24 protein-coding genes are annotated in these 19,411 nt (G+C 53.0%); 10 read left to right on the forward strand and 14 right to left on the reverse strand.

All coding sequences use genetic code 11. The features are described from left to right. Positions 1-126: 126 nt before the first annotated feature. Genes dacB through XM38_RS10525 form a run of 3 tightly spaced genes read right to left on the reverse strand, consistent with a single transcriptional unit; the run spans position 127 to position 3,774 of the window. On the reverse strand, positions 127-1,521 hold the full coding sequence (dacB, locus tag XM38_RS10515) for a D-alanyl-D-alanine carboxypeptidase/D-alanyl-D-alanine endopeptidase (protein ID WP_137455071.1): 1,395 nt from the start codon (positions 1,519-1,521) through the stop codon (positions 127-129). A gap of 33 nt (positions 1,522-1,554) precedes the next feature. After that, positions 1,555-2,670 (reverse strand): mechanosensitive ion channel family protein, encoded by a 1,116-nt coding sequence (locus XM38_RS10520; RefSeq protein ID WP_088429782.1) that lies wholly within the window; start codon positions 2,668-2,670, stop codon positions 1,555-1,557. After that, entirely contained in the window at positions 2,671-3,774 is a 1,104-nt protein-coding gene (locus tag XM38_RS10525; RefSeq protein ID WP_088429784.1) for a mechanosensitive ion channel family protein, read from the reverse strand. A 123-nt stretch (positions 3,775-3,897) separates the two neighbouring features. On the opposite strand from XM38_RS10525, the gene XM38_RS10530 reads away from it, so the two are divergent. Further along, on the forward strand, positions 3,898-4,248 hold the full coding sequence (locus XM38_RS10530) for an MGMT family protein (RefSeq protein WP_080810659.1): 351 nt from the start codon (positions 3,898-3,900) through the stop codon (positions 4,246-4,248). On the opposite strand, the gene XM38_RS10535 is transcribed toward XM38_RS10530, so the two are convergent. Continuing rightward, the gene (locus XM38_RS10535; protein WP_080810661.1) at positions 4,208-4,843 is read right to left on the reverse strand and encodes a restriction endonuclease subunit R; all 636 of its coding nucleotides are present in this window, start codon (positions 4,841-4,843) and stop codon (positions 4,208-4,210) included. The genes XM38_RS10530 and XM38_RS10535 overlap by 41 nt on opposite strands. A gap of 348 nt (positions 4,844-5,191) precedes the next feature. On the opposite strand from XM38_RS10535, the gene XM38_RS10540 reads away from it, so the two are divergent. Continuing rightward, complete coding sequence (locus XM38_RS10540) at positions 5,192-6,295, forward strand: plasmid pRiA4b ORF-3 family protein (RefSeq protein ID WP_202978871.1); 1,104 nt, start codon at positions 5,192-5,194, stop codon at positions 6,293-6,295. A 98-nt stretch (positions 6,296-6,393) separates the two neighbouring features. On the opposite strand, the gene XM38_RS25925 is transcribed toward XM38_RS10540, so the two are convergent. Then, positions 6,394-6,552, reverse strand: coding sequence for a hypothetical protein (locus tag XM38_RS25925; RefSeq protein WP_187329362.1), 159 nt, complete (start codon positions 6,550-6,552; stop codon positions 6,394-6,396). A gap of 31 nt (positions 6,553-6,583) precedes the next feature. Here XM38_RS25925 and XM38_RS10545 point away from each other — a divergent pair, with 31 nt between their 5' ends. Beyond that, positions 6,584-7,117, forward strand: a complete 534-nt coding sequence (locus tag XM38_RS10545) for an O-acetyl-ADP-ribose deacetylase (RefSeq protein WP_088429788.1) — start codon at positions 6,584-6,586, stop codon at positions 7,115-7,117. A 186-nt stretch (positions 7,118-7,303) separates the two neighbouring features. Continuing rightward, the gene (locus XM38_RS10550) at positions 7,304-7,480 is read left to right on the forward strand and encodes a DUF4278 domain-containing protein (protein WP_080810668.1); all 177 of its coding nucleotides are present in this window, start codon (positions 7,304-7,306) and stop codon (positions 7,478-7,480) included. 85 nt (positions 7,481-7,565) lie between these two features. Here the strand turns inward: XM38_RS10550 and XM38_RS10555 are convergent, their stop codons facing one another. The 6 genes from XM38_RS10555 to XM38_RS10580 form a co-directional block, all read right to left on the reverse strand. Next, positions 7,566-8,297 carry a diacylglycerol/polyprenol kinase family protein gene (locus XM38_RS10555; protein ID WP_080810670.1) on the reverse strand — a complete coding sequence of 244 codons (732 nt, stop codon included), beginning with the start codon at positions 8,295-8,297 and terminating at the stop codon, positions 7,566-7,568. A gap of 2 nt (positions 8,298-8,299) precedes the next feature. After that, positions 8,300-8,674: a DUF2834 domain-containing protein gene (locus XM38_RS10560; protein WP_080810672.1), complete on the reverse strand. Its 375-nt coding sequence runs from the start codon at positions 8,672-8,674 to the stop codon at positions 8,300-8,302. A gap of 296 nt (positions 8,675-8,970) precedes the next feature. Further along, positions 8,971-9,480 (reverse strand): DM13 domain-containing protein, encoded by a 510-nt coding sequence (locus XM38_RS10565; protein ID WP_187329363.1) that lies wholly within the window; start codon positions 9,478-9,480, stop codon positions 8,971-8,973. A 487-nt stretch (positions 9,481-9,967) separates the two neighbouring features. Next, positions 9,968-10,186 (reverse strand): type II toxin-antitoxin system HicB family antitoxin, encoded by a 219-nt coding sequence (locus XM38_RS10570; RefSeq protein WP_080810676.1) that lies wholly within the window; start codon positions 10,184-10,186, stop codon positions 9,968-9,970. Continuing rightward, complete coding sequence (locus tag XM38_RS28900; RefSeq protein WP_225889286.1) at positions 10,183-10,350, reverse strand: type II toxin-antitoxin system HicA family toxin; 168 nt, start codon at positions 10,348-10,350, stop codon at positions 10,183-10,185. The genes XM38_RS10570 and XM38_RS28900 overlap by 4 nt, the downstream gene beginning before the upstream one ends. Positions 10,351-10,455: 105 nt before the next feature. After that, positions 10,456-10,854, reverse strand: a complete 399-nt coding sequence (locus tag XM38_RS10580) for a HEAT repeat domain-containing protein (protein ID WP_306441581.1) — start codon at positions 10,852-10,854, stop codon at positions 10,456-10,458. Between the two features lie 45 nt (positions 10,855-10,899). On the opposite strand from XM38_RS10580, the gene XM38_RS10585 reads away from it, so the two are divergent. After that, positions 10,900-11,946: an IS5 family transposase gene (locus XM38_RS10585; protein ID WP_080806623.1), complete on the forward strand. Its 1,047-nt coding sequence runs from the start codon at positions 10,900-10,902 to the stop codon at positions 11,944-11,946. Between the two features lie 45 nt (positions 11,947-11,991). Here the strand turns inward: XM38_RS10585 and XM38_RS26955 are convergent, their stop codons facing one another. The 3 genes from XM38_RS26955 to XM38_RS10595 all read right to left on the reverse strand — a co-directional run bounded on the left by XM38_RS26955 (position 11,992) and on the right by XM38_RS10595 (position 15,416). Then, on the reverse strand, positions 11,992-12,594 hold the full coding sequence (locus tag XM38_RS26955; RefSeq protein ID WP_225889287.1) for a hypothetical protein: 603 nt from the start codon (positions 12,592-12,594) through the stop codon (positions 11,992-11,994). A gap of 56 nt (positions 12,595-12,650) precedes the next feature. Beyond that, positions 12,651-14,504 carry an NACHT domain-containing protein gene (locus tag XM38_RS10590; protein WP_225889288.1) on the reverse strand — a complete coding sequence of 618 codons (1,854 nt, stop codon included), beginning with the start codon at positions 14,502-14,504 and terminating at the stop codon, positions 12,651-12,653. A 759-nt stretch (positions 14,505-15,263) separates the two neighbouring features. Beyond that, entirely contained in the window at positions 15,264-15,416 is a 153-nt protein-coding gene (locus XM38_RS10595) for a phage integrase N-terminal SAM-like domain-containing protein (protein WP_080810679.1), read from the reverse strand. Positions 15,417-15,800: 384 nt separating this feature from the next. Here XM38_RS10595 and XM38_RS10600 point away from each other — a divergent pair, with 384 nt between their 5' ends. The 5 genes from XM38_RS10600 to XM38_RS10625 all read left to right on the forward strand — a co-directional run bounded on the left by XM38_RS10600 (position 15,801) and on the right by XM38_RS10625 (position 19,285). Next, positions 15,801-16,085, forward strand: coding sequence for a hypothetical protein (locus XM38_RS10600; protein ID WP_080810681.1), 285 nt, complete (start codon positions 15,801-15,803; stop codon positions 16,083-16,085). Beyond that, on the forward strand, positions 16,079-16,534 hold the full coding sequence (locus tag XM38_RS10605) for a PIN domain-containing protein (RefSeq protein WP_187329364.1): 456 nt from the start codon (positions 16,079-16,081) through the stop codon (positions 16,532-16,534). Before XM38_RS10600 ends, XM38_RS10605 begins: the two co-directional genes overlap by 7 nt. 383 nt (positions 16,535-16,917) lie before the next feature. After that, positions 16,918-17,286, forward strand: coding sequence for a VOC family protein (locus XM38_RS10615; RefSeq protein ID WP_080810684.1), 369 nt, complete (start codon positions 16,918-16,920; stop codon positions 17,284-17,286). Between the two features lie 170 nt (positions 17,287-17,456). Further along, positions 17,457-18,671 carry a hypothetical protein gene (locus tag XM38_RS10620; RefSeq protein ID WP_080810685.1) on the forward strand — a complete coding sequence of 405 codons (1,215 nt, stop codon included), beginning with the start codon at positions 17,457-17,459 and terminating at the stop codon, positions 18,669-18,671. A 233-nt stretch (positions 18,672-18,904) separates the two neighbouring features. Next, a complete protein-coding gene (locus XM38_RS10625) occupies positions 18,905-19,285 on the forward strand; it encodes a hypothetical protein (RefSeq protein WP_080813337.1) in 381 nt (126 codons plus the stop codon). Positions 19,286-19,411: the final 126 nt, after the last annotated feature.

Consider the following 19,411-nt stretch of genomic DNA (forward strand, 5'->3'; position numbering starts at 1 on the left):
GCCTCTTTGCATTGTATTGTGGAGAGCATTTTTGGGCGTGCTGTGCCGTCGACCTGAAAATGCACCATCATTGCCTTCTATCTTGCCCGCAAACTCTATCAATGGCAGATGGCTAGATGGACACCATTAGCAAGGCTGTAGTTGGGCTAGGGTGATGACGATGCGGTCGATCAGGGGTCGCAGCACCCGGCCGGGGTGGTCGGCGTGGTTAATGATGAGACTGACGACGAGGGGCTCGTGGTCGGGGGGATAGAGATAGCCGCTCAGGGAAAAGTTATTGGTGACGGCGCCGGTTTTGCCATAGAAGCGATTGGCCACTGGGGTTTGGCCAAAACGATGGCGCAGGGTGCCGGAGCGACCCGCCACGGCCAGGGACTGGCGCAAGACCCGACCCTGGGGATGGCCATGCATGATTTGCAGCACGTCTACGAGGGCCTGGGGTGTGGCCAGGTTATGGCGAGATAAGCCAGAACCATCCACCAGCACTATCTGCTCCGGGGCGATGCCCAGGGTAGCCAGAATATTCTCGATAGCGGTTTCACTGGGAACAGCCTGGGTGGCGCCTAGGGTCTTAAACAGCACCTCGGCATAGAGGTTATGACTGTCGCGATTGGTGGGCACCAGTAGGGTAGCCAAGGGGGGCGACTCTACCCAGGCCAGTTCCGAGTCTTCTAGGGCAACCGGCTCCCTGGTCAGTGTCGTGGCCCCGACGGCAATGCCGGTCTCCAGCAGGGCTTGCCGCAGATGCTCTAGGAAATAGCGCCCCGGATCGGGAATGGCCAGGTCTGTGGTGTCGGGAGCACCGCCCTGGGGTAGTTGCCCCCGTAGATAGAGGGTGGCGGCGGCTAAGGCTCGCTCGACTCCCACGGTGGCGGCCTCGTCAGCGGTGGCAGTGGTCGTGCTGTTGCGAATGGACCAGGAGTCGACGGCGGTGGGATCACTCCAGCTGATGCCTAGGGGGTGGCCTGGGGCGGTGGGGGTGAGGGTGAGAGTGACGGCATTTTCATTCAGAATCAGGCCATTGACCGGAGCACCATAGGCGGCCTGCACGTCTTCCCATTCCCAATTGGGGTGAACGGCGGGCTCTTGGAAGTAGCTGTCGTCTGCCAGTAGCTGGCTGACCCGGCGGATACCCTGGCCGTGGAGTTGGCGGGCTAGGGTCCGCAGCTGTTGGGGGCCCAGGGTAGGATCGCCGCGTCCCACGACCCGCAGGCTAGTTAGCCCTTGCTGGACTCGGCCATAGAGGGAGGTGCGAATCCGGTAGGTGGGGCCCAGGTGATGCAAGGCGGCGGCGGTGGTGAAGAGTTTGACGTTGGAGGCAGGAATGAAGAATTGCTCGGCGTCCTGGTGATAGATGACTTCCCCTGCCAGGGTTTCCACGGCAATCCCCAGGTGAGCAGGGCGGAGTTCTGGGCTGGTGGTGACAGGTGCGATCGCATCACCGACATCCTTTGGGCACAGGGCCAGGGCTGGCCAAGCCCAAACTAGACCCACCAACCCCATGGCCAGGGCTGGTAGCAAAGCAAGTCCAGAGAGACTAGATCCTCGAATCACTTACATCGTCACCGGCGACTCCACATACATCGTCGGCTCCTGCACAGTAAACTTGATGCCATAGCCACTAAGGCGCTGGGCAATGGTCTCATTGGCTAATTCCAGCAGCCGCTTGCGCAACTGAATCGAATTTTCATTGGAGCCGAGGATAAAGAAGGTGACCCGAGCCCGCTGGCGGGCCCCATTCAACTCTTCCCGCCCCGGCGGCCCGGTAAAGGCAATGCTGGTGCTGCCGGGATCGATGCCAAACACCGCGTCCGTCCCTTCCGAGACCACCTGTCTCACCAGGGCCGCGTCTTCATCGGTCAGAGGCTTAGTGAAGTCCATATAGAGCAAGACCATCACCTTCTTCGCCCGGCTGACATTTTCGATGTCCATGCTCATCAGGGTGGAGTTGGGCACGATGATCAGGGTGCTCTTGGCCGCCGTGCGGATCTTGGTCGAGCGCAGGCCAATGGACTCTACCCGGCCCAATTGCTTATCTTGCAGGCGAATATACTCTCCCGGCACAAAGGGCCGATCCAAATACAGCACCACCGTACTGAGGAGCTGCTCCAGGATTTTCTGGGCGGCGAAGGCGACCGCTAACCCCCCAATTCCCAAACTGGCCATCAAGCCAATCAGATTGAAGCGCTGACTCTGGGCAAAGGCCAATACCGAAATGAAGCCAATGATCACATTGACCAAGGTCTCCACCACCAGCAGTAATTCATCGGCCTCCCGCCCCAATTTCTTCAGCAGGTCGATGCCATAGACGCGCACAAACTGACGAAACAGACGTGAGGCTAGCCAGGCGACGCCGGCAATCACGCCCAGGTCCACAAATGGACTGAAGAAATTAAACAGACTCTGGTACTCCGGCTGCAGCCAGGCCATCGACAGCGACACCAGGATCAGGGTCCCCGCCAGTTTAAAGGCCCCCCGAATCGGGTCGATCAGGTTTTCATAGAGATCCGTAACCTGATTGGGGGAAAAGCGGCGGATAATCAACCGAACAATGCCCGGGGTATATCGACCGATTAACAGGGCCAGTAATAACGAAATAAAAAAGACAGCCAGCTTCGGAATTTCAGGGAAATCCAGCTGCAATACCCGTGCGATGTCTTGCCAGTTCATTTAGACGGTGATGGGCGAATCGACATAGATAGTAGGTTCCTCAATATCAAAGGAGATACCGTAGGTCTTCAGCTGAGCCGTTAGGTTTTGGCTAGCCACATCCAGTACCTGGCGGCGCAGTTCCATTGATACCTCTCCCGACCCCAGAATAAAGAAGGTGACCTGTACCTGGGTCTGACCAGGTCCCAGCTCGCGGAAGGCAATGTCGGTACTGCGGGAATCAATGCCGAAGATATCGCGGGTACTTTCAATAATGACCTGACGAATCAATGCCTGTTCCTCTTCGCTGATGGAGCGATAGATATTCAAATGGACGATGGCCATTAGTTTCTTGGCGCCGGTGAAGTTCTCCACCGTTGTCTGGATCACCGCATTATTAGGCACAATGGCCAGGGTCCCCTTGCCGGAAGTCCGCACCTTGGTAGAGCGCAGACCAATGGCCTCGACCCGACCGAACGTGCCATCGGGTAAGCCGATATAATCATCGACACCAAAGGGCCGATCCACATAAATAACGATGCCCCCTAAGAGCTGTTCCAACACCTTTTGGGCGGCAAAGGCAACGGCAATCCCCCCGACTCCCAAGCTGGCCACTAGACCAATCACATTGATGTCGTGGGTCTGGCCAAAGATAATGGCCAGAATCACCACAATGGCAAAGTTAGCCAGGAACTTGCCTAGGATGAGTAGCTCACTATTGGTCTTGCGGCCACTCTTCAGGGCCGCATCCAAGAGATAGGTGTCGAAGTAAGCCTTAAAGCACCTGGAAAACAACCAGCCCAGGGCCAGGGTGAATATCAGCGTCAATGGCGTCTCCAACCGCCAATACCAGCGCACCTGCAGCCCCAGGCGCAGCAGCAGCAAGATGGCAGTATCTAGAATGCCGAGGGTGATCACGTTGCCCAACAGTCCCTGTTGCGGTTGAATCACCCGGCTGTAGAACACCTCCGCCTCGCCAGACAGTAAGCGTTTAAGGATGACGTTGAAGGCAACCGCAATTAGACGACCCAGCAGCCAGGCAGCAATGGCTGTTAGTGCGATTAGACTAGCCCATAATAGCCAAGGCCGCTCGGCAACGACCTGGGGAGGATGGATATCTGCCATGCGTGTAAATTTATGAAAGTCTATAGCTAGTACCTTAGCAAAGACCACGATATGCCGGCTGTGGGCTCAGTGTCGTTTGTAGGGATATTAAGTGTGATCGGATCGTAATTTGCCTACTCACCCATGTCTCGCACCTACGATCGCATCTACCACGTTGTTCGCCAGATCCCACCAGGGCAAGTGGCTACCTATGGTCAAGTGGCTGAGCTGGCAGGACTCATCGGTCAGCCCCGTCTGGTGGGCTACGCCCTTTACCGGGTGGATATGGAAACCAGCGATGTACCCTGGCAGCGAGTGATCAACGCCAAGGGAGAAATTTCCCACTCCCAGCGACGCCATGGCTCCGACCATCGGCAGCGTAGCCTGTTGGCAGCGGAGGGCGTTGCATTTACCGCCCAGGGCAAAGTTGATCTGAAACGCTACCGTTGGCGACCTAGGGAGCTGCCATTACCACCCGGCCTAGGGTCTTCATGATTTGCAGCACCTGATAGAGATCGTTTCCCGGATTCCAAAGCGAGAACAGGCGGGAATTGCTGTATTGAGGTTGAGGGGTCTGCGTCAGTTTTAGAAATAATACATTCTGACCATTGCTGATCATGGCAAAGCTGGCTCGATCCGGCTCAGGATTGTCTAGCATGTAGGCCAACGCCTGCCCCGTTGCCACCGTTACGTCAAAATCACTGCGCTTTGCTTCTAGGGCCAGAATCCAGAGTCGTTCTTTCAACACCAAGACATCGATCTTGCCGCGAATGACTTCGTTCTCATCCTCAGCGGTCACATCAACGCTGACCTCTGAGCGAATGTGAAACGGGTCATCATAGAAACCCGCCATGTCTAATAGGGGCGACAGCACCACCATCTTGACACTGTTTTCCAGCAGAGGCGGGCTTTTAAGCAGGCGGGTGAAATGACCTTTAACCCGATCAAGATACTGCTTTTCCAGCTCTGTAAGGTCTCCTAGCCCAGTGTGCCACTCGACAAAGAAGTTCGCGTCAGGTGCTTCCCTCAGGCCATAGCGCCTTTCGAGGTCAGCGATAGACACTTGACTGGCGGGAATAACGCTGGCCATGACTGCTCCGGTTCGGCATCTTGAGCGACCTGAGCACCATTCTAAGAGTGTTGCAGCTAAATGCTCATCTAAGGGCTGGCTGAACCGGCCAGATAGGCGGAGTTCAATGGCCTAGATCAGGATATTTTTTAGATGGAATACTCTCAGGCTAGCGTTGGCCCGTGGCTTGGCCATGGCTGATGGTTCAATGGCCCAGTCTAGGAAGCGGGGTGACCTGGGGTATCTATGGGCTCTTTGAGTCATCGTCTGTCTTTGCTACGTATGGCAAAATGTTCGTAAACATCAACCTACAGAGAACGCTACGCCTCCGGACTGTCAGCACACTGGACTGCTCGTATCCCCAGCGCCATGGCTAACTCCAAAAAGTCTGAAACCGTTCCCAAGGCAATGGCCAGTAAGTTCAACCGTATCGTTGAACTCACCGATGAATTTGCTCGGCAACATCTGAACCAGGAATATGCCGAACTCATTCGTCAGGCCACTGCCGCCCTCTGCCGTAAGCGACCTTCTCCCCTGCAAAAGGGACAGGCCAAGACCTGGGCCGGTGGCATCACCCACGCCATTGGCATGGTCAACTTTCTCTTCGATCGGTCTCAAACTCCCCACGTCAGTGCCAGTGACCTCTACCAGTGGTTTGGGATCGCAGCCAGTACCGGGCAAGGGAAGTCAAAGCTGGTGCGGGATACACTGAACATGCGGCAGTTTGACCCCGATTGGTGTTTGCCCAGTCGCGTCGAGGATAATCCCTTGATCTGGATGCTGTCGGTGAATGGAATGATCGTGGACATCCGCAAAGCCCCCCTAGGGGCCCAGGTAGAAGCCTTTCGTAAAGGGTTAATTCCCTACATCCCCGGGCATAAAGACGAGAGCGAGGCGATCGCAGAACTCCTGCAAGCACCATCTGCTCCGCCTGCTGGCAAACGCACCAACTCCAAATCTGCAACGACTTCTTCAGCAGAAACTCACCCGCCGACTACTGAGGAGGCCCTACAGGCCGTGTATGTGTTGGATGTAATTTTGATCGACGGTCCCGTCACCGATGAATTTATTGAGGAAAATCCTCAGGTGATTCGCAGGATCGAAATCCGAGGCGATCAGACCCTAGCGGAGCTCCATGATGCGATCTTTGCGGCCTTTGACCGCGAAGAGGAGCACCTGTATGAGTTTCAGTTGAAAGGAACCGGGCCCAATGATCCAGATGCTGACCGCTATGGGTTAGCCTCAGCCTCCCAGGATGGTTTTGGCAGTCGACCCGCCAGCGATGTGGCCCGCACCCCAATTGGCAGCTTGAATTTAACCATCGATGAACCGTTTGGCTATTGGTTTGATTTTGGCGACGATTGGTGGCATCAGGTGCAGGTGATGGCGATTCAGGCCCCTCAGCCGCAGGTTAGCTATCCTCGAATTACCGAACGCATCGGGGCCAGCCCACCGCAATATGCTGAATTTTAGAGGATAACCCAGGAGGATCGCATCTCTGCCATACTCCTAGGTCGCTTCACCTATAGGCACGAGGATAATCAGCTGCAGTAGGTGGTGACAGAAATCGCCTACTCAAGCCTAAGCCTGGCCGATAACACCTGAGCAGCCGTCAAGGTTAGGGCGGGAAAGATCTGGGACTGAATTGGCGTGGTGTTTCTGCAGAGGCTGTCGTCGTAGCGGCCGGCCTGTAAGTTACAGATGGTGACCTGAGCGACGACAGGATCCACAATCCAAATTGATGGTTAGCTCCTTTCCCCTATGCCTCCTCCCTGGCCCCACCGCATCCAAATCATTCAAGGCGATATCACCCACCAGGCAGTCGATGCCATCGTCAATGCCGCCAATGAATCCCTACTGGGCGGTGGCGGTGTCGATGGGGCCATTCACCGAGCCGCTGGCCCCGAACTCCTAGCCGAGTGCCGCACCCTGGGAGGATGCCCCACCGGGCAGGCCAAAATCACCCAAGGCTATCACCTGCCCGCCCAGTGGGTAATCCATACCGTCGGGCCAGTGTGGCGTGGCGGTCAGCACCAGGAAGATGACTCGTTGGCCAATTGCTACCGCAACAGCCTGGCTTTAGCCAGGGAGCATGCCATAGGCACCATTGCCTTTCCCGCCATTAGTGCCGGTGTCTATGGGTTTCCGCTGGAGCGGGCGACCGACATTGCGATCGCAACGGTGCGGGCCTACCTAGAGAAGCACACCATGCCGGAGGCGGTTCACTTCATTTGCTTCGGCGATGAGGCATACAGGACCTACCAGGCAGTCTTCTCGGCGCAATCGGCATCATAGAACCGCAGGTGTAATCTAAGTCACTGGCAGGCTACGCTCAGATCACCGCTTGTCGCTACCTGCAGCACCACCGCCCTGCTGAAATATCACACGCCGATGAGGACCCTGGTCACCCCCCCACCGGGGCGAGTGCGGGACTATTAACTTGTCCGAAAAAAAGTCCCCCCTTACCGGAGTTTTTGACCCATGCAATTCACCTATCGCGGCACCGCTTATCAAGCTCCCATCGCTGGCATCGATGCTCTCGAGACCGAGCAAACCGGTACTTTCCTGGGCCGGTCTTACAAGATGAAGCAAGCGCAAGTGGCTCGGCGCCAGGCTGCCAATGCTCTCACCTATCGCGGCGTTCGCTATAGTCGCTAAATTGGCCGATACGCTCTCTTAGACTCAACCATCACACCCCTATATCCCTCAGCCGTAGTGGCTGGGGGATTTTCGTAGATCCTGGCTAACCTGGCAACACCATCTGCCCCAGCACTAGGACTGTCAGCGGCAGGGTGAGGTTATCGATGTCTTTGAAGGGCAGAGCCTCTACCAGGGTGGCGACGGCGGCAATCAACAGGAGCGGTGCGATCGCAACTTGTCCTGGCCCTCCCCCCAGTTGTCCATAGCCCAGGGCACTAAACAGCTGCAGTGCGCCCCAGCCAAATAGAACGCTGGCGACAAACATAGCCGTAGAACCGGCCCAACTCTTCTCGGGGCTAAAGGGGAGTTTATGGCGGCCCCAGCGCCTGCCGACGATATCGGCCAAGCCATCGCCACCGCACATCATCATCAGGGCCAAGATGCCCAGGGGCGACTGCCGCCAGAACAGCACCGTACAGATCACCATGACGACGCCGTAATAGAGCGGCCCCCGCAGAATTTCCTGCGGCTGATTATTGCGGGTCATGGACTGCACCGCCGCCGCATCGACCAGCCAGCCCAGGCCAATGGCCAGAAACTTAGCCGTAAAAGTCAACGGCACCAAGGCAGCCCAATAGCGCGCCCCCCCCTGATCACTAAAGAGGGGCCAGCAGAGGATGAACAAGGGGCCGGTGCCGATGTGAATCAGCTTGCGGCTCAGGGTCTGCTGGAGCAGGCCCCGATACGCCAAGCCATCCATCAGCTTCAGCCAACTCAGGGCCAGGACAAAGGTCACCAGAGTAGCCAGCCCATCCTGCAGCAGGGGATTGGCCATGGTTAGGCAGCGGCTTGCTGCTGGGCCAGGGTGCGCTCGCGCATGAACAGAAACAGACAGAGGCCGACGGCAAAGGAAATGGCAAACATCAGCACGATATAAAGGCCCCAAACCTTCATCTGCAGCCGCCGGCCCTCCGCCACGATCAGGGTGATGCTGGCCAATAAGCCCATCAACACATCAATGCCGACGAAGCTGGACGCAGCATTGGCAAAGGCCTGCTGGCTGAAGACGGCCATATCAAATTGCCCTAAGTTGGCCAGGGAAAAGTCACCGGTGGTGGCGATGATGAACTGCACCAGGTAATAGTTTGTCCAGACGAAGCCGATGATCGTCAGGGCGGCATAGATGGCTTGCCGCAGGCGACTCCAGAACATAGTGGTTGCTAGGTATTCGTAATGTTATGGGTTGCTCCTATCATAGGCGAGCATGGGCAGTGATTCATGGGATGGCCCGGTAGGGATCCATGCTAGGCAGTGGCGAGGGCAGTGCTTCAACCTCTGAGCTCGCTTACCCAATACAAACTCAAGACACGACGATTTCTTTCCGAGAGGGTGATGCCAATGGGAGTGGGGGTGCAACCCTGAGCTCGAGCATAGGGTCATGCAATTCAGGCATTCTTGGCATGATGCGATCGCAAATTACACCGCATACAAATTACACCGCATACAAACTACACCGCAAAGGTCAAGGGCGCATAGCCCATGATTGCATCTAAATCAGGGCACCAGATCATCACCGACAGGTACTGACGAATCTCCACCGACTCAGGGATTGGGTATCGCTGCATCCCCGCTGAGGCATGCAACTCTCCCAGGACAACAGAGTCATCTAAGGGAGGGTGCTCGCCCCTTGGGACCGCAGCCCTATCTAAAATCAGCATCAGGCTCGGGGTTTGGCTCGGCATGGTAAAGGGCTGATAGAGCTCTAGAAATAGCTGTCCCTTCTCGGTAACGATGCGAGCCTGGGGATAGGAAGTCGATGCCCTCGACATCACGGTGTAGGCAACCCCTAAGCGGTCAACCGGGTCCTGAATCAGCCGTTGCCCAGATGTCGCCATCGATCGAAACCGCTGCACCGACATCGACGACATCCTTGCTGGACCCAACAGACTATTGACCAAGACCAACACCGGAGTCACACCAGCAATCAAGCCGTAAGCAACCAAATGGGTTCTGGACATAGGGGGGCTCCTGCTGTCAATCATCTGAGCCCATCTTTGCCAACCCACCTGATCGGGCCATGATGCCCAGTTGAGAGTTAATTTGCTGAATTCTCAGGAAATGCCAGTGGGTATTCTCAGACAGCTCTCAGCTGAGAGAGTTGGTGAGGGATTGTGCTAGCTGTATCGGCTCATAAGTCGCCCTCAGTGCAATCCTCAAATAATCAAGCAAACATTAAGCAACTTCATCTAGCTCAGGAACATGCTGAGCCTCGTAGTTATTAATCTCTCCAATGTTCTGTTGCCCTTGAGAAAATCTCATCTAAAGATTGGTCCTGATAAAGTTGACGAGAGATTTCGACGTAATCAGTGGGACTTTGATGAATCAGTGCTAGAAAACGCAGAGCTAGAGCCCAGACTATCCAAAGGGTCAGGGAACCTGCCCCCTACAGCATCTGAAATCTGGTAAGGGCGCGGTTTCCGCGCCCAATGCAGAATCTTTTGTCAGTCAACCAGCCTGAAGGGTATCGGGTTTAGGAATGGGCTGTCCCTCCTGCTGCCAAGCCTCTAGATACATCTCGATAACGTCTTCCCCCTGGCGAATGGCCTCTGCACGGGTTTCGCCAGGGGTGCAGGGCATGATGCCCCTATCAGCAAATTCGGGAATGGTGACCAAGAAAAGCTGATCTTCGTCTGACCATTGAATAACCATGCTGTATTGACTCATGAGTTTTCCTCCTTCTCAAGAGCTTCTAATTCGGCTAATAGTTGTGCCACCTGCTTTTCTAAATAGCGTGGAACATCATCACCGTCTTTGCCAGGAATTGTGAGTGTTTTGGGTAAGCGCGGATGCTTCCACCGCTCATGGCTGCCCTTACCTCTCTTTGGCAAATAGACAAATTCTTCTTACTTGAGTTGAGATTTTAGCTCCCGAATCTTTCTTGGCATATGATTTTCTTGGTTTTTATACTTTTCGACCTTTTTCACTCACCATAGTTAACCTTCCATTTTGAATTCTGTAGGGTTGTGCCCTTCCCGCAGGGTATTTTGCATTTTTAATTTCTCTAGCTGCTCCTGTGCCCATTGTCGTAGTTGTTCATTAGGATCATTGACTGCACGATCACCTAATAAGTTTAGAACCTTCAACCGGCTTGGATATGCACCTAAAAAATCTAGCAACATTTCCATTGATATACTTCTCACACGCCAGTCTGGATCTTGAAGCACACTTTTCTCTAAGTCGAGTAAAACATCTTCGCGATCTTTCCATTCTTTCACCAGGGCTTGAATTGCACCTAAGCGTTCTGGCCAGTCCTTAGATTCTAAAAGAGACCTAATCCATAGATAAATCTCTGGGAAATGCTTATGGGCACCTCGAAAAATAGCCAGAGCGATCTCAGTATGAGATCATAAGGTCGGTTTTGTTGAAGCACGCAGGCCATGGGACAGCAGGGATTCTGGGATATCGAAGAGCGCCAGCAAAAACTGGAGCAAAAGAAGGCGGTACTGAATCGGTTGAATCAACTGGTGCCGTGGGAGACCTTTCGTCCGATTCTGATGCAGATTCGAGAGAAACCGCGCAAAAGCCAGGCCGGTCGTAACCCCACCGATGTCCTGTTACTCTTCAAGATGCTGGTGCTGCAAAAGCTATACAACATCAGCGATGACGAACTGGAATATCAGGTCAACGACCGACTGTCCTTCATGCAATTTCTCGGTTTGGGGCTTGAGGATAGAGTCCCGGATGCAACGACGGTGTGGCTCTTCCGAGAACAGTTGCAGCAGCACGGCTTGGTGGAGGCGTTGTTCGAGCAGTTTGGAGCCTATCTGCAAGGGGCAGGCTATGCCGCCAAGGATGGGCAAATTGTGGATGCGACCTTGATTCCAGTTCCCAAACAACGCAACACCCGTGAGGAGAACCAAACCCTCAAGCAGGGTGAGGTTCCCGTTGAGTGGCAAGAGACCCCTCATCAGCTCGCGCAAAAAGATGTTGACGCCCGATGGACGAAGAAAAATGGAACGTCCCACTACGGCTACAAAAACCACATCAATAGTGATGCCGGCTTTAAGCTCATTCGCCGTTACAGCGTCACCGATGCGTCGGTCCATGACTCGCAGGTCTTGGGCGAGTTGCTCGATGCGGATAATAGCGGCGATGGACTTTGGGCCGATAGTGCGTATCTCTCCGTGCTGATTGTCGAGGTGCTGAAATTGATAGGGTTTGAGCCGCATATAAATGAACGGGCCTATCGCAATCGCCCCTTAAGCGAGGCCCAGAAAACCGCGAATCGAGAGCGCTCCAAAACCCGTGCCAGAGTGGAGCACATCTTCGGAGATGTCGTCACCAGCATGGGTGGCAAGGTGGTGCGCAGCATCGGGTTAGCCCGTGCCCAGACCCAGCTAGGTCTGAAAAATCTGGTGTATAACCTGAAGCGGTTTGTGTGTCTCGAAACCCAACGTGCTGCATCGGCTGAACTGGCAAGATAATCGGACCTAAAGCCGGGAAATCGACTTAAACGTGGTCTTCCAACCCTATTTTTTTGTCAAAATGGGAAGCTTTTTTCGGTGGAATGTCTCGGACTCTCTTTGAGTCACCTTGACGGTCTCAAATGAGACGCCATTAGCTAAAGAAAACTGATTAATCGAGGTCCCCTTATATTTGTTTCCAATTTCTGTTATTGAGATGATTCTCGAAACTGGGTTTGAGTTAACGTTGACGGCAATTTCTTTAAGCCAACCTAGAATTTCTGGGGTATTCGTCCAGTGCTTTGAAAAAACTAAAATTGCACAGTAAGGTATACAAGAATCATTTGAGTGTGACAGTGATTTTAGCCAATTCAATTTCTTCGAGGTGCTGCCCCATGCTCTAACAACTGCATCAATTAATTTTAGAGCAGAGTCTTCATTTAGATAAAAACCGGATTTGATTTCTGACTCCACTTCATCTTGAATTATTTTGAGTAGTATATCGCTAATATTTGTGATAATTTCATGGATTTTAATTGATTCAAAGAGCGCAATTAAAAATAATATATGACCTAATCTTTCTCTGCCAACAAAACGAGCTTCCTCCGGAAGGAAATCTAAGTCATATTTTTTCATTTGATACTGACCCCAGTCAATTTCCTTATGCATTAGCCATTCAAGTAGTCGACTTGAATACTTAGGAGCTATCTCTCTGTAAATAAGTTTTAAGACTTCGTGCCAGGTTTCGTCTTGCCAGTGCTGGCCAAAGACCTCATCGCGGAGTTTTTCGAAGCTGAGGGTGCGTTGTTTTTCGAAGCGGTGGACGATTTCGACGGCGCAGAAGTATTCCAGGAAGGTCGGTGCATGAAGCCGTAGGTGTCAGCGCCGCGATAGCAGAGGATGAAGTTGCGTTCCCGCAATTGCTGAATCAGCACATTGGCCTTTTCGCGGGGGTCGCTGAAGCCCTGGTCACGCAGGTAATCGGTCACAATGCGGATGAGGCGCAGCATTTCTTGTTTTTCCCGCCGTGCGATCGCATCCATCGGCAAATTCAACCGCTTGTGATCCACATCCCAGTGATACAGCAGCACTCGGGATGCCTGGTCATAGAGGTCGGCTCTGTCGCGGGGCAATTCCTGGCGTCGGTTCAGGATGGCCATCATGGTCAGCAGCAGAGGATTGTCGGCCAGGTTTTGGATGGCTTTGGAATTGGCAACGGCATCCTTCAATCTCTGTTTCAGCCGCCCCTTGTCTGGATCGCTGCCCATTGAGAGGTCATACCAGCGGTCGATGAACTCGTGGATTTCCGTCTCATCTAGCGCTTGAATCGTGAATTGGCGGAACCCAGCGTGCTGGAAGCGTTCCGGGTTATAGCCGATGATGCGGGAGGTGACCAAAACCCGCGCTAAGGGATATTGCTGGGCAAAGCGGATGATGTCGTCGATGACGGCGGCTTGGGTAGGGCGATCGAATACTTCGTCCAGACCGTCGAACATGACCAGGGCAGGATTCTCCAGCAAGTGCTGATGGAGGTGCTGCTGGTCAAATTGCCAGTCTGCACCGCTGCCGCAGTGGAGAAAGTCTAAGAAGTTAGTAGCCTGGGCTAGGACATATTCCCGCAGCTCGATCAGCAGCGGTAACACCTCGGTTTTGCCTTCCACCCAGTCCAGAGCCAGAAACTGTAGCAATGTGGACTTGCCGGAACCCGGATCGCCCAGGATGACCGCATGCTGAGAGTCGGCGACTGCTGCCAATACCTTGCGGGCAGGTTGCTGAAAATACTCGCGGCGATACAGGTCTAACGCTTCGGCAGATAAGTCGGCTTCAAGGTGGCCGTCTTGTTGCAGTTGACGCTTCAAGTCCAGGGGCAGGTCGTAGCGAATCGGGGGCAGAGCTGCGCGCACGGTTTGTTCAATGAACAGGCGCCAGAGGTGAATGGTATCGGCCTGATAGGTACTGTCGAGGGTGTAGAGCTTCAAGTAGCCATAGCTGGTCTGCAAGCTGTGGCGATACTTAGCCACATCAAAGCCCGGTGAGAGTCGGGCCGTATTGTCAGCAATTTCCTGCAGCAGATCAGCCTCTAGGATGGCCCGCAACTCGGTATCGGCCTTGACGATGCCTTTCACCTGAATCACATATTCCTTAGCGACTCCGCGCCAGTCGAAATCCTCGGCGGGAAACTGCCAGCCGGTTACCTGGTAGCGCTCTATCCAAATACGCTCCAGTTGGGTGTGATCAATCCTTTTGCGGCCAGTCTCAAAGGCTTGGCCGAGACTGGTACAGACCGCCGGGTCCCGCACAAATCGTTTTAGGACCGCCTGGTAATGGTGGCGGATGCTGGTGTCGGGCACCTCGTTGAACTGCAGTTCCTTGATAAATCGCTGCAGGAAAAAGCCGACAGCCTCGGCCATGGGTCGCTTCAGAGTCTCTGCCTGCAGCCGAGCCACGCCGCTATCTAGGCAGTCTCTAAAAAAGTCCTGCACGTAGCCTTCCAGGACGGGTTTGGCGAGGTCGAGCACCTGACTCAGCACGACTTTGCTAAGCTCAAGGCCGGTGGGGATGGCTAAGAGTTCCAACATGCCAGCGGTTGGGAGCAATGGATGGTTGTGTTCACTATGGCATTCCTGTTACCGGAGCGGCTAATCGCCGTATCGGCATGACGATCAATGGTTACCGAGATTAGGCGTCGTAGACGAGATCCCCGTGACTGCTGACAGGTGAGCCTGAAACTTGATTGATCTCGCTGTAGCCATCTCTGCTAAGGCGTTACTGAGTCAAGCGTGCTGGTTGCCCCTCGAGGGCACTCCCCATGCAGCCATGACCACAGTCGCAGCGTAAACAGATAGACCTGAGACTCATAGGATCGCGACGATCGCTTTCTGATTTGGCGAAAAACGTTTAGATTTATAAGTATACTTAAGTGTTTACGACTAATGCTTAAATGTTACTTATACTTACTCAAGTATTTGGCCAATTGCTTAAGCATTTGCCCATTTTGAGTCAGCCGCCAGGGAAACCCCCTAAGGATTTGGCTGATTTTTGACTGATTGATTAGTGGTGCTTAAGTTTCAACACTAACATATAAGCATTTGTCGAAAATGCTTAAGCGTTAAGAGCAAATGCTTAAGCGTTAAGGGCAAACGCTTAAGTTTTTGGAGCCAACTCTTAAGTTTTTGGAGCCAACCCTTAAGTTTTAGGGCTAACGTTTGTTGGTTTGGGCCTGACGCTTCAGTCTCAGGAGCAAATCACCGTAAATTTCGGTAGATGGCTACATCAGACGGCTAAAAGTTCCGAAAAGAAGTTCACAGCACTTGGTCTAGTGTTTCACGTCATTTGATTCATGGGGCGATCAACCCTATCCTCAGCCGCGCCCCATTGGGGTAGCGACGAATCCACTGTACGTAGGTTTGCTCCGTCCGGTAAGAATAATGCTTCAGTCGAATTGCTTCGCGCACCTGGTCTAGCAGCTTTTTAGGGCGAGGGGGTTCCATGACGACTCAACATGCAAGTATCAAATACAACATTAATATACATATGTACTGACACTCCGAAGCGGAAGATATGCGGAAGATATACGGATCCTTGCTGCCTATCTACCCTGCAGAAGGCTATTATGCAGACTGTTCGCTGCCTATCTACCCTCAGAGGGTGATTAGACGGAAGATTATCTGCCTATTCACCTGGAAGGGGGTATATAGGCAGATTGGATCGATCCAATAAGTTGTTAGGCGGCTAAATTTCCCTATTGGGAACGGCAGTCTTTCTCACGGTTCAGGCATTAATCGGCATCAAGATTTCCAGCCTACAGCTAGGGTTAAACGCGCCGCTGCAAGTGAGTGGAGCTAAGATTGAGAAGCAAGTAACTTGCCAGGACTATGACTCTAAACTTAGATTTGCCACCCGAACTGGAGCAGTACCTCTTGCAAGAAGCCGAGCAGCAAGGTCTATCGGTTGAAGCAATGACCTTACAGCTTTTGACGAATTCGCTTCAACTCAGGCAACAACAAGCTGAAGCCGTTTATATGCTTCAGTCCTGGATTGACGATGAGGATGTTGAAGAGCAACAGGAGACAGGTGAGTATTTGGTTCAGGTGCTGGATGAGGATCGGCTTTCTGACCGCAAGTTATTCCCCCTCGAAATGAAAGGGGTTACATGGTAGAGCGTTTAATCGTATTGGATACAGGGCCAATTGGCCTGGTTACCAATCCTAAGCTCTCTTCCCAAGGTGTTGCTTGTAACCAGTGGCTTCAGTCTCATCTCAAGTTGGGTGACCGCATAATCGTTCCAGAAATTGCTGATTATGAAGTGCGCCGTGAGTTATTGCGAGCCAATAAAAAGAAAGGGCTTACTCGGCTAGATAGCTTGTGTCAACGACTTGAATATTTGCCGATTGCGACTGCCTCAATGCGGCAAGCAGCTGCACTATGGGCACAGGCGCGACAGCAGGGACAGCCAACGGCAGGGGATAAAACCATTGACGGTGACATGATTCTGATTGCTCAGGCTAAGACTCTAGGAGACTCAGATGTGGTGATTGCCACAACTAATGTGGGGCATCTATCGAGGTTTATTGCAGCTGACTTGTGGCAGAACATTCTTCCCAATTAACCGCCACCTAACAACCCGGCTGGAGCGGACTGCTGGGAGATCTTGGATGTGTTGCCAAGGCTGCTTGCAGCCGCTCAGCCGGAACGTTATGCAGCAATCTGCGTTAATTTAAGATTTTCGTTTGGACAATAATATGGCAGATTTTCTGTGGGAAAAACTAGATTGCAAAAACCAGCCAACAGGGGGATTGGGTGCATGGAGAGCAAAAGTGCCTGGCGGTTGGATAATAGCCGTTCGCTGTGGCGGCGGTGAAGGTGGCGGGGTAACATTCTATCCAGATCCTAATCACCAATGGAATGGCGGCACTCTATCCTCGTGAGTTTGCATAACTGGGATGCACTCCGTGGGTCTTTATTAAAAAGTTCCAGCTCATTTAATTAGCCATGGAAATCCAACGAACTATCTATGTCTTGGCGGTGCCAGATCTTGAAAAATCTGCTGAATTCTTTCGCAATGTATTAGATTTCACTATTCACGAGATTGGCGATCAAGGATGGCGAATGTTCGCAAGAGATAATTGTCGAATAATGGCTGGACATTGTCCTGATGCTATTCGACCTAGTGAGCTTGGTGATCATTCCTATTTCGGATACTTTGTTGTCGATGATGTAGATGATTACTATGGCATGGTTACCTCAAAGGGTGCAGAGATAATTAAACCTCTCAAGAGTGAAAAATGGGGGATGCGAGAATTTGGTGTAAGAACTATTGATGGACATCGAATTATGATTGGTCAAGATCTTGAGGAATAACTTAGTGCATAACAACCCTGGTGCAGCGGATTTACCGAAGCCACTTGTAAGCTTTCAGAGTTCTCGACAGCCGATGACCAGAACCATTAGCCAGCAAAGAGTTACCGCTGGTTTCATTCACTGTCGTGGGTAAGCCGTGCCTCTAAAAGCTCGACGTAATGGAGTGTTTTATGTGGACAATTGAGCAGATCACCGTGGAAGGCGCCGTTTCCTCAGACGCATATATGAGTGATGGAAAACCGGTGGTGGGAACTCGCCGTGGTCCCGAAGGAGCCAGTTTTCGTTTGTATGTCACCGGACGCGGCATGCTGGACATCACCGATACCGGCCACCAGCCGGGTGGGCCGCACTACTGGCAGTTGGTTATCAACAATCAGGTTTATTGGTATGACGGCGACGGCGGTCCGCTGATCTGGATCGGAACTGATGGTTCCGTTAGGGTGACCGGAGACGGAAACGATGTTGGTTGTCAGTTGCTGCCTCTGCCGGAGATATTGGAAAGCGACCTTGCGCTCCTGCAACAAATGAAGTCGGAAAAGCTGATTCCCTATGGACAACTCCAACCCGGCGAACGGCCGTATTCCAGCGTGGAAGACATCGCCGCACAATACTTTGCATTTTCTCATGCGTGGTCGGACTTGGGATTGACGGTCTACGACTGGACCAGCGCCGACTTCTTTCGCATGGACATATTTCATTTGTATCGCTACACAGCGGTGGCTGGCCAGCCGCTGGATGACAATGACATTATCCAAGGGATCTGGACGTCCAATTGGCCCCCGTACACACCTCAGGATCCGACCTTCATGGCATCCTTGATGATGTCGCCAGCTACCAGCGAGCAGCAAGTGGCTGAGCAGTATCAAGACGTGAAACGGCAGATGCAGACCTATCTGGACGCCTTGATGCGATTGACCCGCAGTTCGATGTACGCTATGCCACGAACGAGCACCTTGGCAAAGCCCATGCTCTACAGCGGACAGGTGGCCATCTCGAACCTGGGACAGGATGCCATGGCCGTCTACTTCGAACAGTACCCCGGCAACGCGGGACCCGTCGGATCACCGATGGGCATGTCGATCGATGAAGCACTCCAGGGATTTATGAGCCCGGACAGCATGCTCACGCTTAAGTCCTTTCTGAGCTTCACTGACAGTGCTCAAGATGCCCAACATTATTCCAACGGAATTATCGTCGAAATGTCACCGCCTGTGGGGGCCGTGGTCTGGCCACAGTGCCCGTACCTCACTTCGCTGTCCAATAGCGCAACAAAGATCGAATACACTTATGCGCCCGGTAGCCAATGGGAAATCACCGGATCGCGCAAAGAGACCATCGGGAGCAAGACCTACACAGTCCTCTCGATGCGAGATTGCCTACCATGAAGAGATTGTCGCTACTCATGGTGTATCCTCGTCTGGTTTTGCTTAATTCAGCAGGATACGCCCTTTCCTAATTTCTCTCCATACACCAGAAATGAGCATAGCTCGGCTCCGAGAGCGATTGCCCGTTGAAACATCGAAACTGTCAGAAAAGAGCTAGCGTGAAGATTCAATCCAACAAGGGCGCTGATTAGGAGCAGTACATACATCGCTACTAGTCTCACTGGAGATAAAGGATGCCATTTACTGTCACCTACAACACCGAACTCGCAATCGTCGAAACAATCTTCTTCGGACTCGTTAGTGCTGACGAAGCCGCACGTGAAATAGTTGAAAGCCATCAACTCGCTGTCGAAAAAGATTGTCGTCTGTTCTTCACCGATCTCTCCAGGGCAGAGCTTCAATTGTCACTTGTCGATGTCTATGGGATGCCCGATACATATGAGAAAATGGGTTGGGAGCGGCGAGTACGGATAGCATTCATCCCGCCGTCAGGTGATGAAGGACGTCACCTTGCAGAATTCTACGAAACTGTTGGGGTGAATCGGGGCTGGACGGTGAAGATCTTTTCGAATAAGCAACAGGCTGTCCAATGGCTCATCGAGGATGTCGAATGACTCATCGCCACTGGAGGAGGATCTCTGATCCCACGGGATGGCATAACAAACGCATGCATTGAAGCCGCCGATCCGGTCGGGCTTCAATGGAGCATCACTTGGCGGCGGCCCGGTGATGCTGACCGT

Origin of the sequence: Halomicronema hongdechloris C2206, from assembly GCF_002075285.3 — a bacterium.
Lineage (GTDB): Bacteria > Cyanobacteriota > Cyanobacteriia > Phormidesmidales > Phormidesmidaceae > Halomicronema_B > Halomicronema_B hongdechloris.

Bases quoted from the DNA above. Each gene is read 5' to 3' on its own strand.
- XM38_RS10540 (WP_202978871.1), top strand. From the start codon at position 5,192: ATGGCTAACTCCAAAAAGTCTGAAACCGTTCCCAAGGCAATGGCCAGT.
- XM38_RS10520 (WP_088429782.1), bottom strand. From the start codon at position 2,670: ATGAACTGGCAAGACATCGCACGGGTATTGCAGCTGGATTTCCCTGAA.
- XM38_RS10555 (WP_080810670.1), bottom strand. From the start codon at position 8,297: ATGGCCAATCCCCTGCTGCAGGATGGGCTGGCTACTCTGGTGACCTTT.
- XM38_RS10615 (WP_080810684.1), top strand. From the start codon at position 16,918: ATGGAAATCCAACGAACTATCTATGTCTTGGCGGTGCCAGATCTTGAA.
- XM38_RS10625 (WP_080813337.1), top strand. From the start codon at position 18,905: ATGCCATTTACTGTCACCTACAACACCGAACTCGCAATCGTCGAAACA.
- XM38_RS10545 (WP_088429788.1), top strand. From the start codon at position 6,584: ATGCCTCCTCCCTGGCCCCACCGCATCCAAATCATTCAAGGCGATATC.
- XM38_RS10595 (WP_080810679.1), bottom strand. From the start codon at position 15,416: ATGGAACCCCCTCGCCCTAAAAAGCTGCTAGACCAGGTGCGCGAAGCA.
- XM38_RS10600 (WP_080810681.1), top strand. From the start codon at position 15,801: ATGACTCTAAACTTAGATTTGCCACCCGAACTGGAGCAGTACCTCTTG.
- XM38_RS10590 (WP_225889288.1), bottom strand. From the start codon at position 14,504: ATGTTGGAACTCTTAGCCATCCCCACCGGCCTTGAGCTTAGCAAAGTC.
- XM38_RS10550 (WP_080810668.1), top strand. From the start codon at position 7,304: ATGCAATTCACCTATCGCGGCACCGCTTATCAAGCTCCCATCGCTGGC.
- XM38_RS10605 (WP_187329364.1), top strand. From the start codon at position 16,079: ATGGTAGAGCGTTTAATCGTATTGGATACAGGGCCAATTGGCCTGGTT.
- XM38_RS26955 (WP_225889287.1), bottom strand. From the start codon at position 12,594: ATGCATAAGGAAATTGACTGGGGTCAGTATCAAATGAAAAAATATGAC.
- XM38_RS10530 (WP_080810659.1), top strand. From the start codon at position 3,898: ATGTCTCGCACCTACGATCGCATCTACCACGTTGTTCGCCAGATCCCA.
- XM38_RS10525 (WP_088429784.1), bottom strand. From the start codon at position 3,774: ATGGCAGATATCCATCCTCCCCAGGTCGTTGCCGAGCGGCCTTGGCTA.
- XM38_RS10585 (WP_080806623.1), top strand. From the start codon at position 10,900: ATGGGACAGCAGGGATTCTGGGATATCGAAGAGCGCCAGCAAAAACTG.
- XM38_RS10620 (WP_080810685.1), top strand. From the start codon at position 17,457: ATGTGGACAATTGAGCAGATCACCGTGGAAGGCGCCGTTTCCTCAGAC.
- XM38_RS10565 (WP_187329363.1), bottom strand. From the start codon at position 9,480: ATGTCCAGAACCCATTTGGTTGCTTACGGCTTGATTGCTGGTGTGACT.
- XM38_RS10535 (WP_080810661.1), bottom strand. From the start codon at position 4,843: ATGGCCAGCGTTATTCCCGCCAGTCAAGTGTCTATCGCTGACCTCGAA.
- XM38_RS10570 (WP_080810676.1), bottom strand. From the start codon at position 10,186: ATGAGTCAATACAGCATGGTTATTCAATGGTCAGACGAAGATCAGCTT.
- XM38_RS10560 (WP_080810672.1), bottom strand. From the start codon at position 8,674: ATGTTCTGGAGTCGCCTGCGGCAAGCCATCTATGCCGCCCTGACGATC.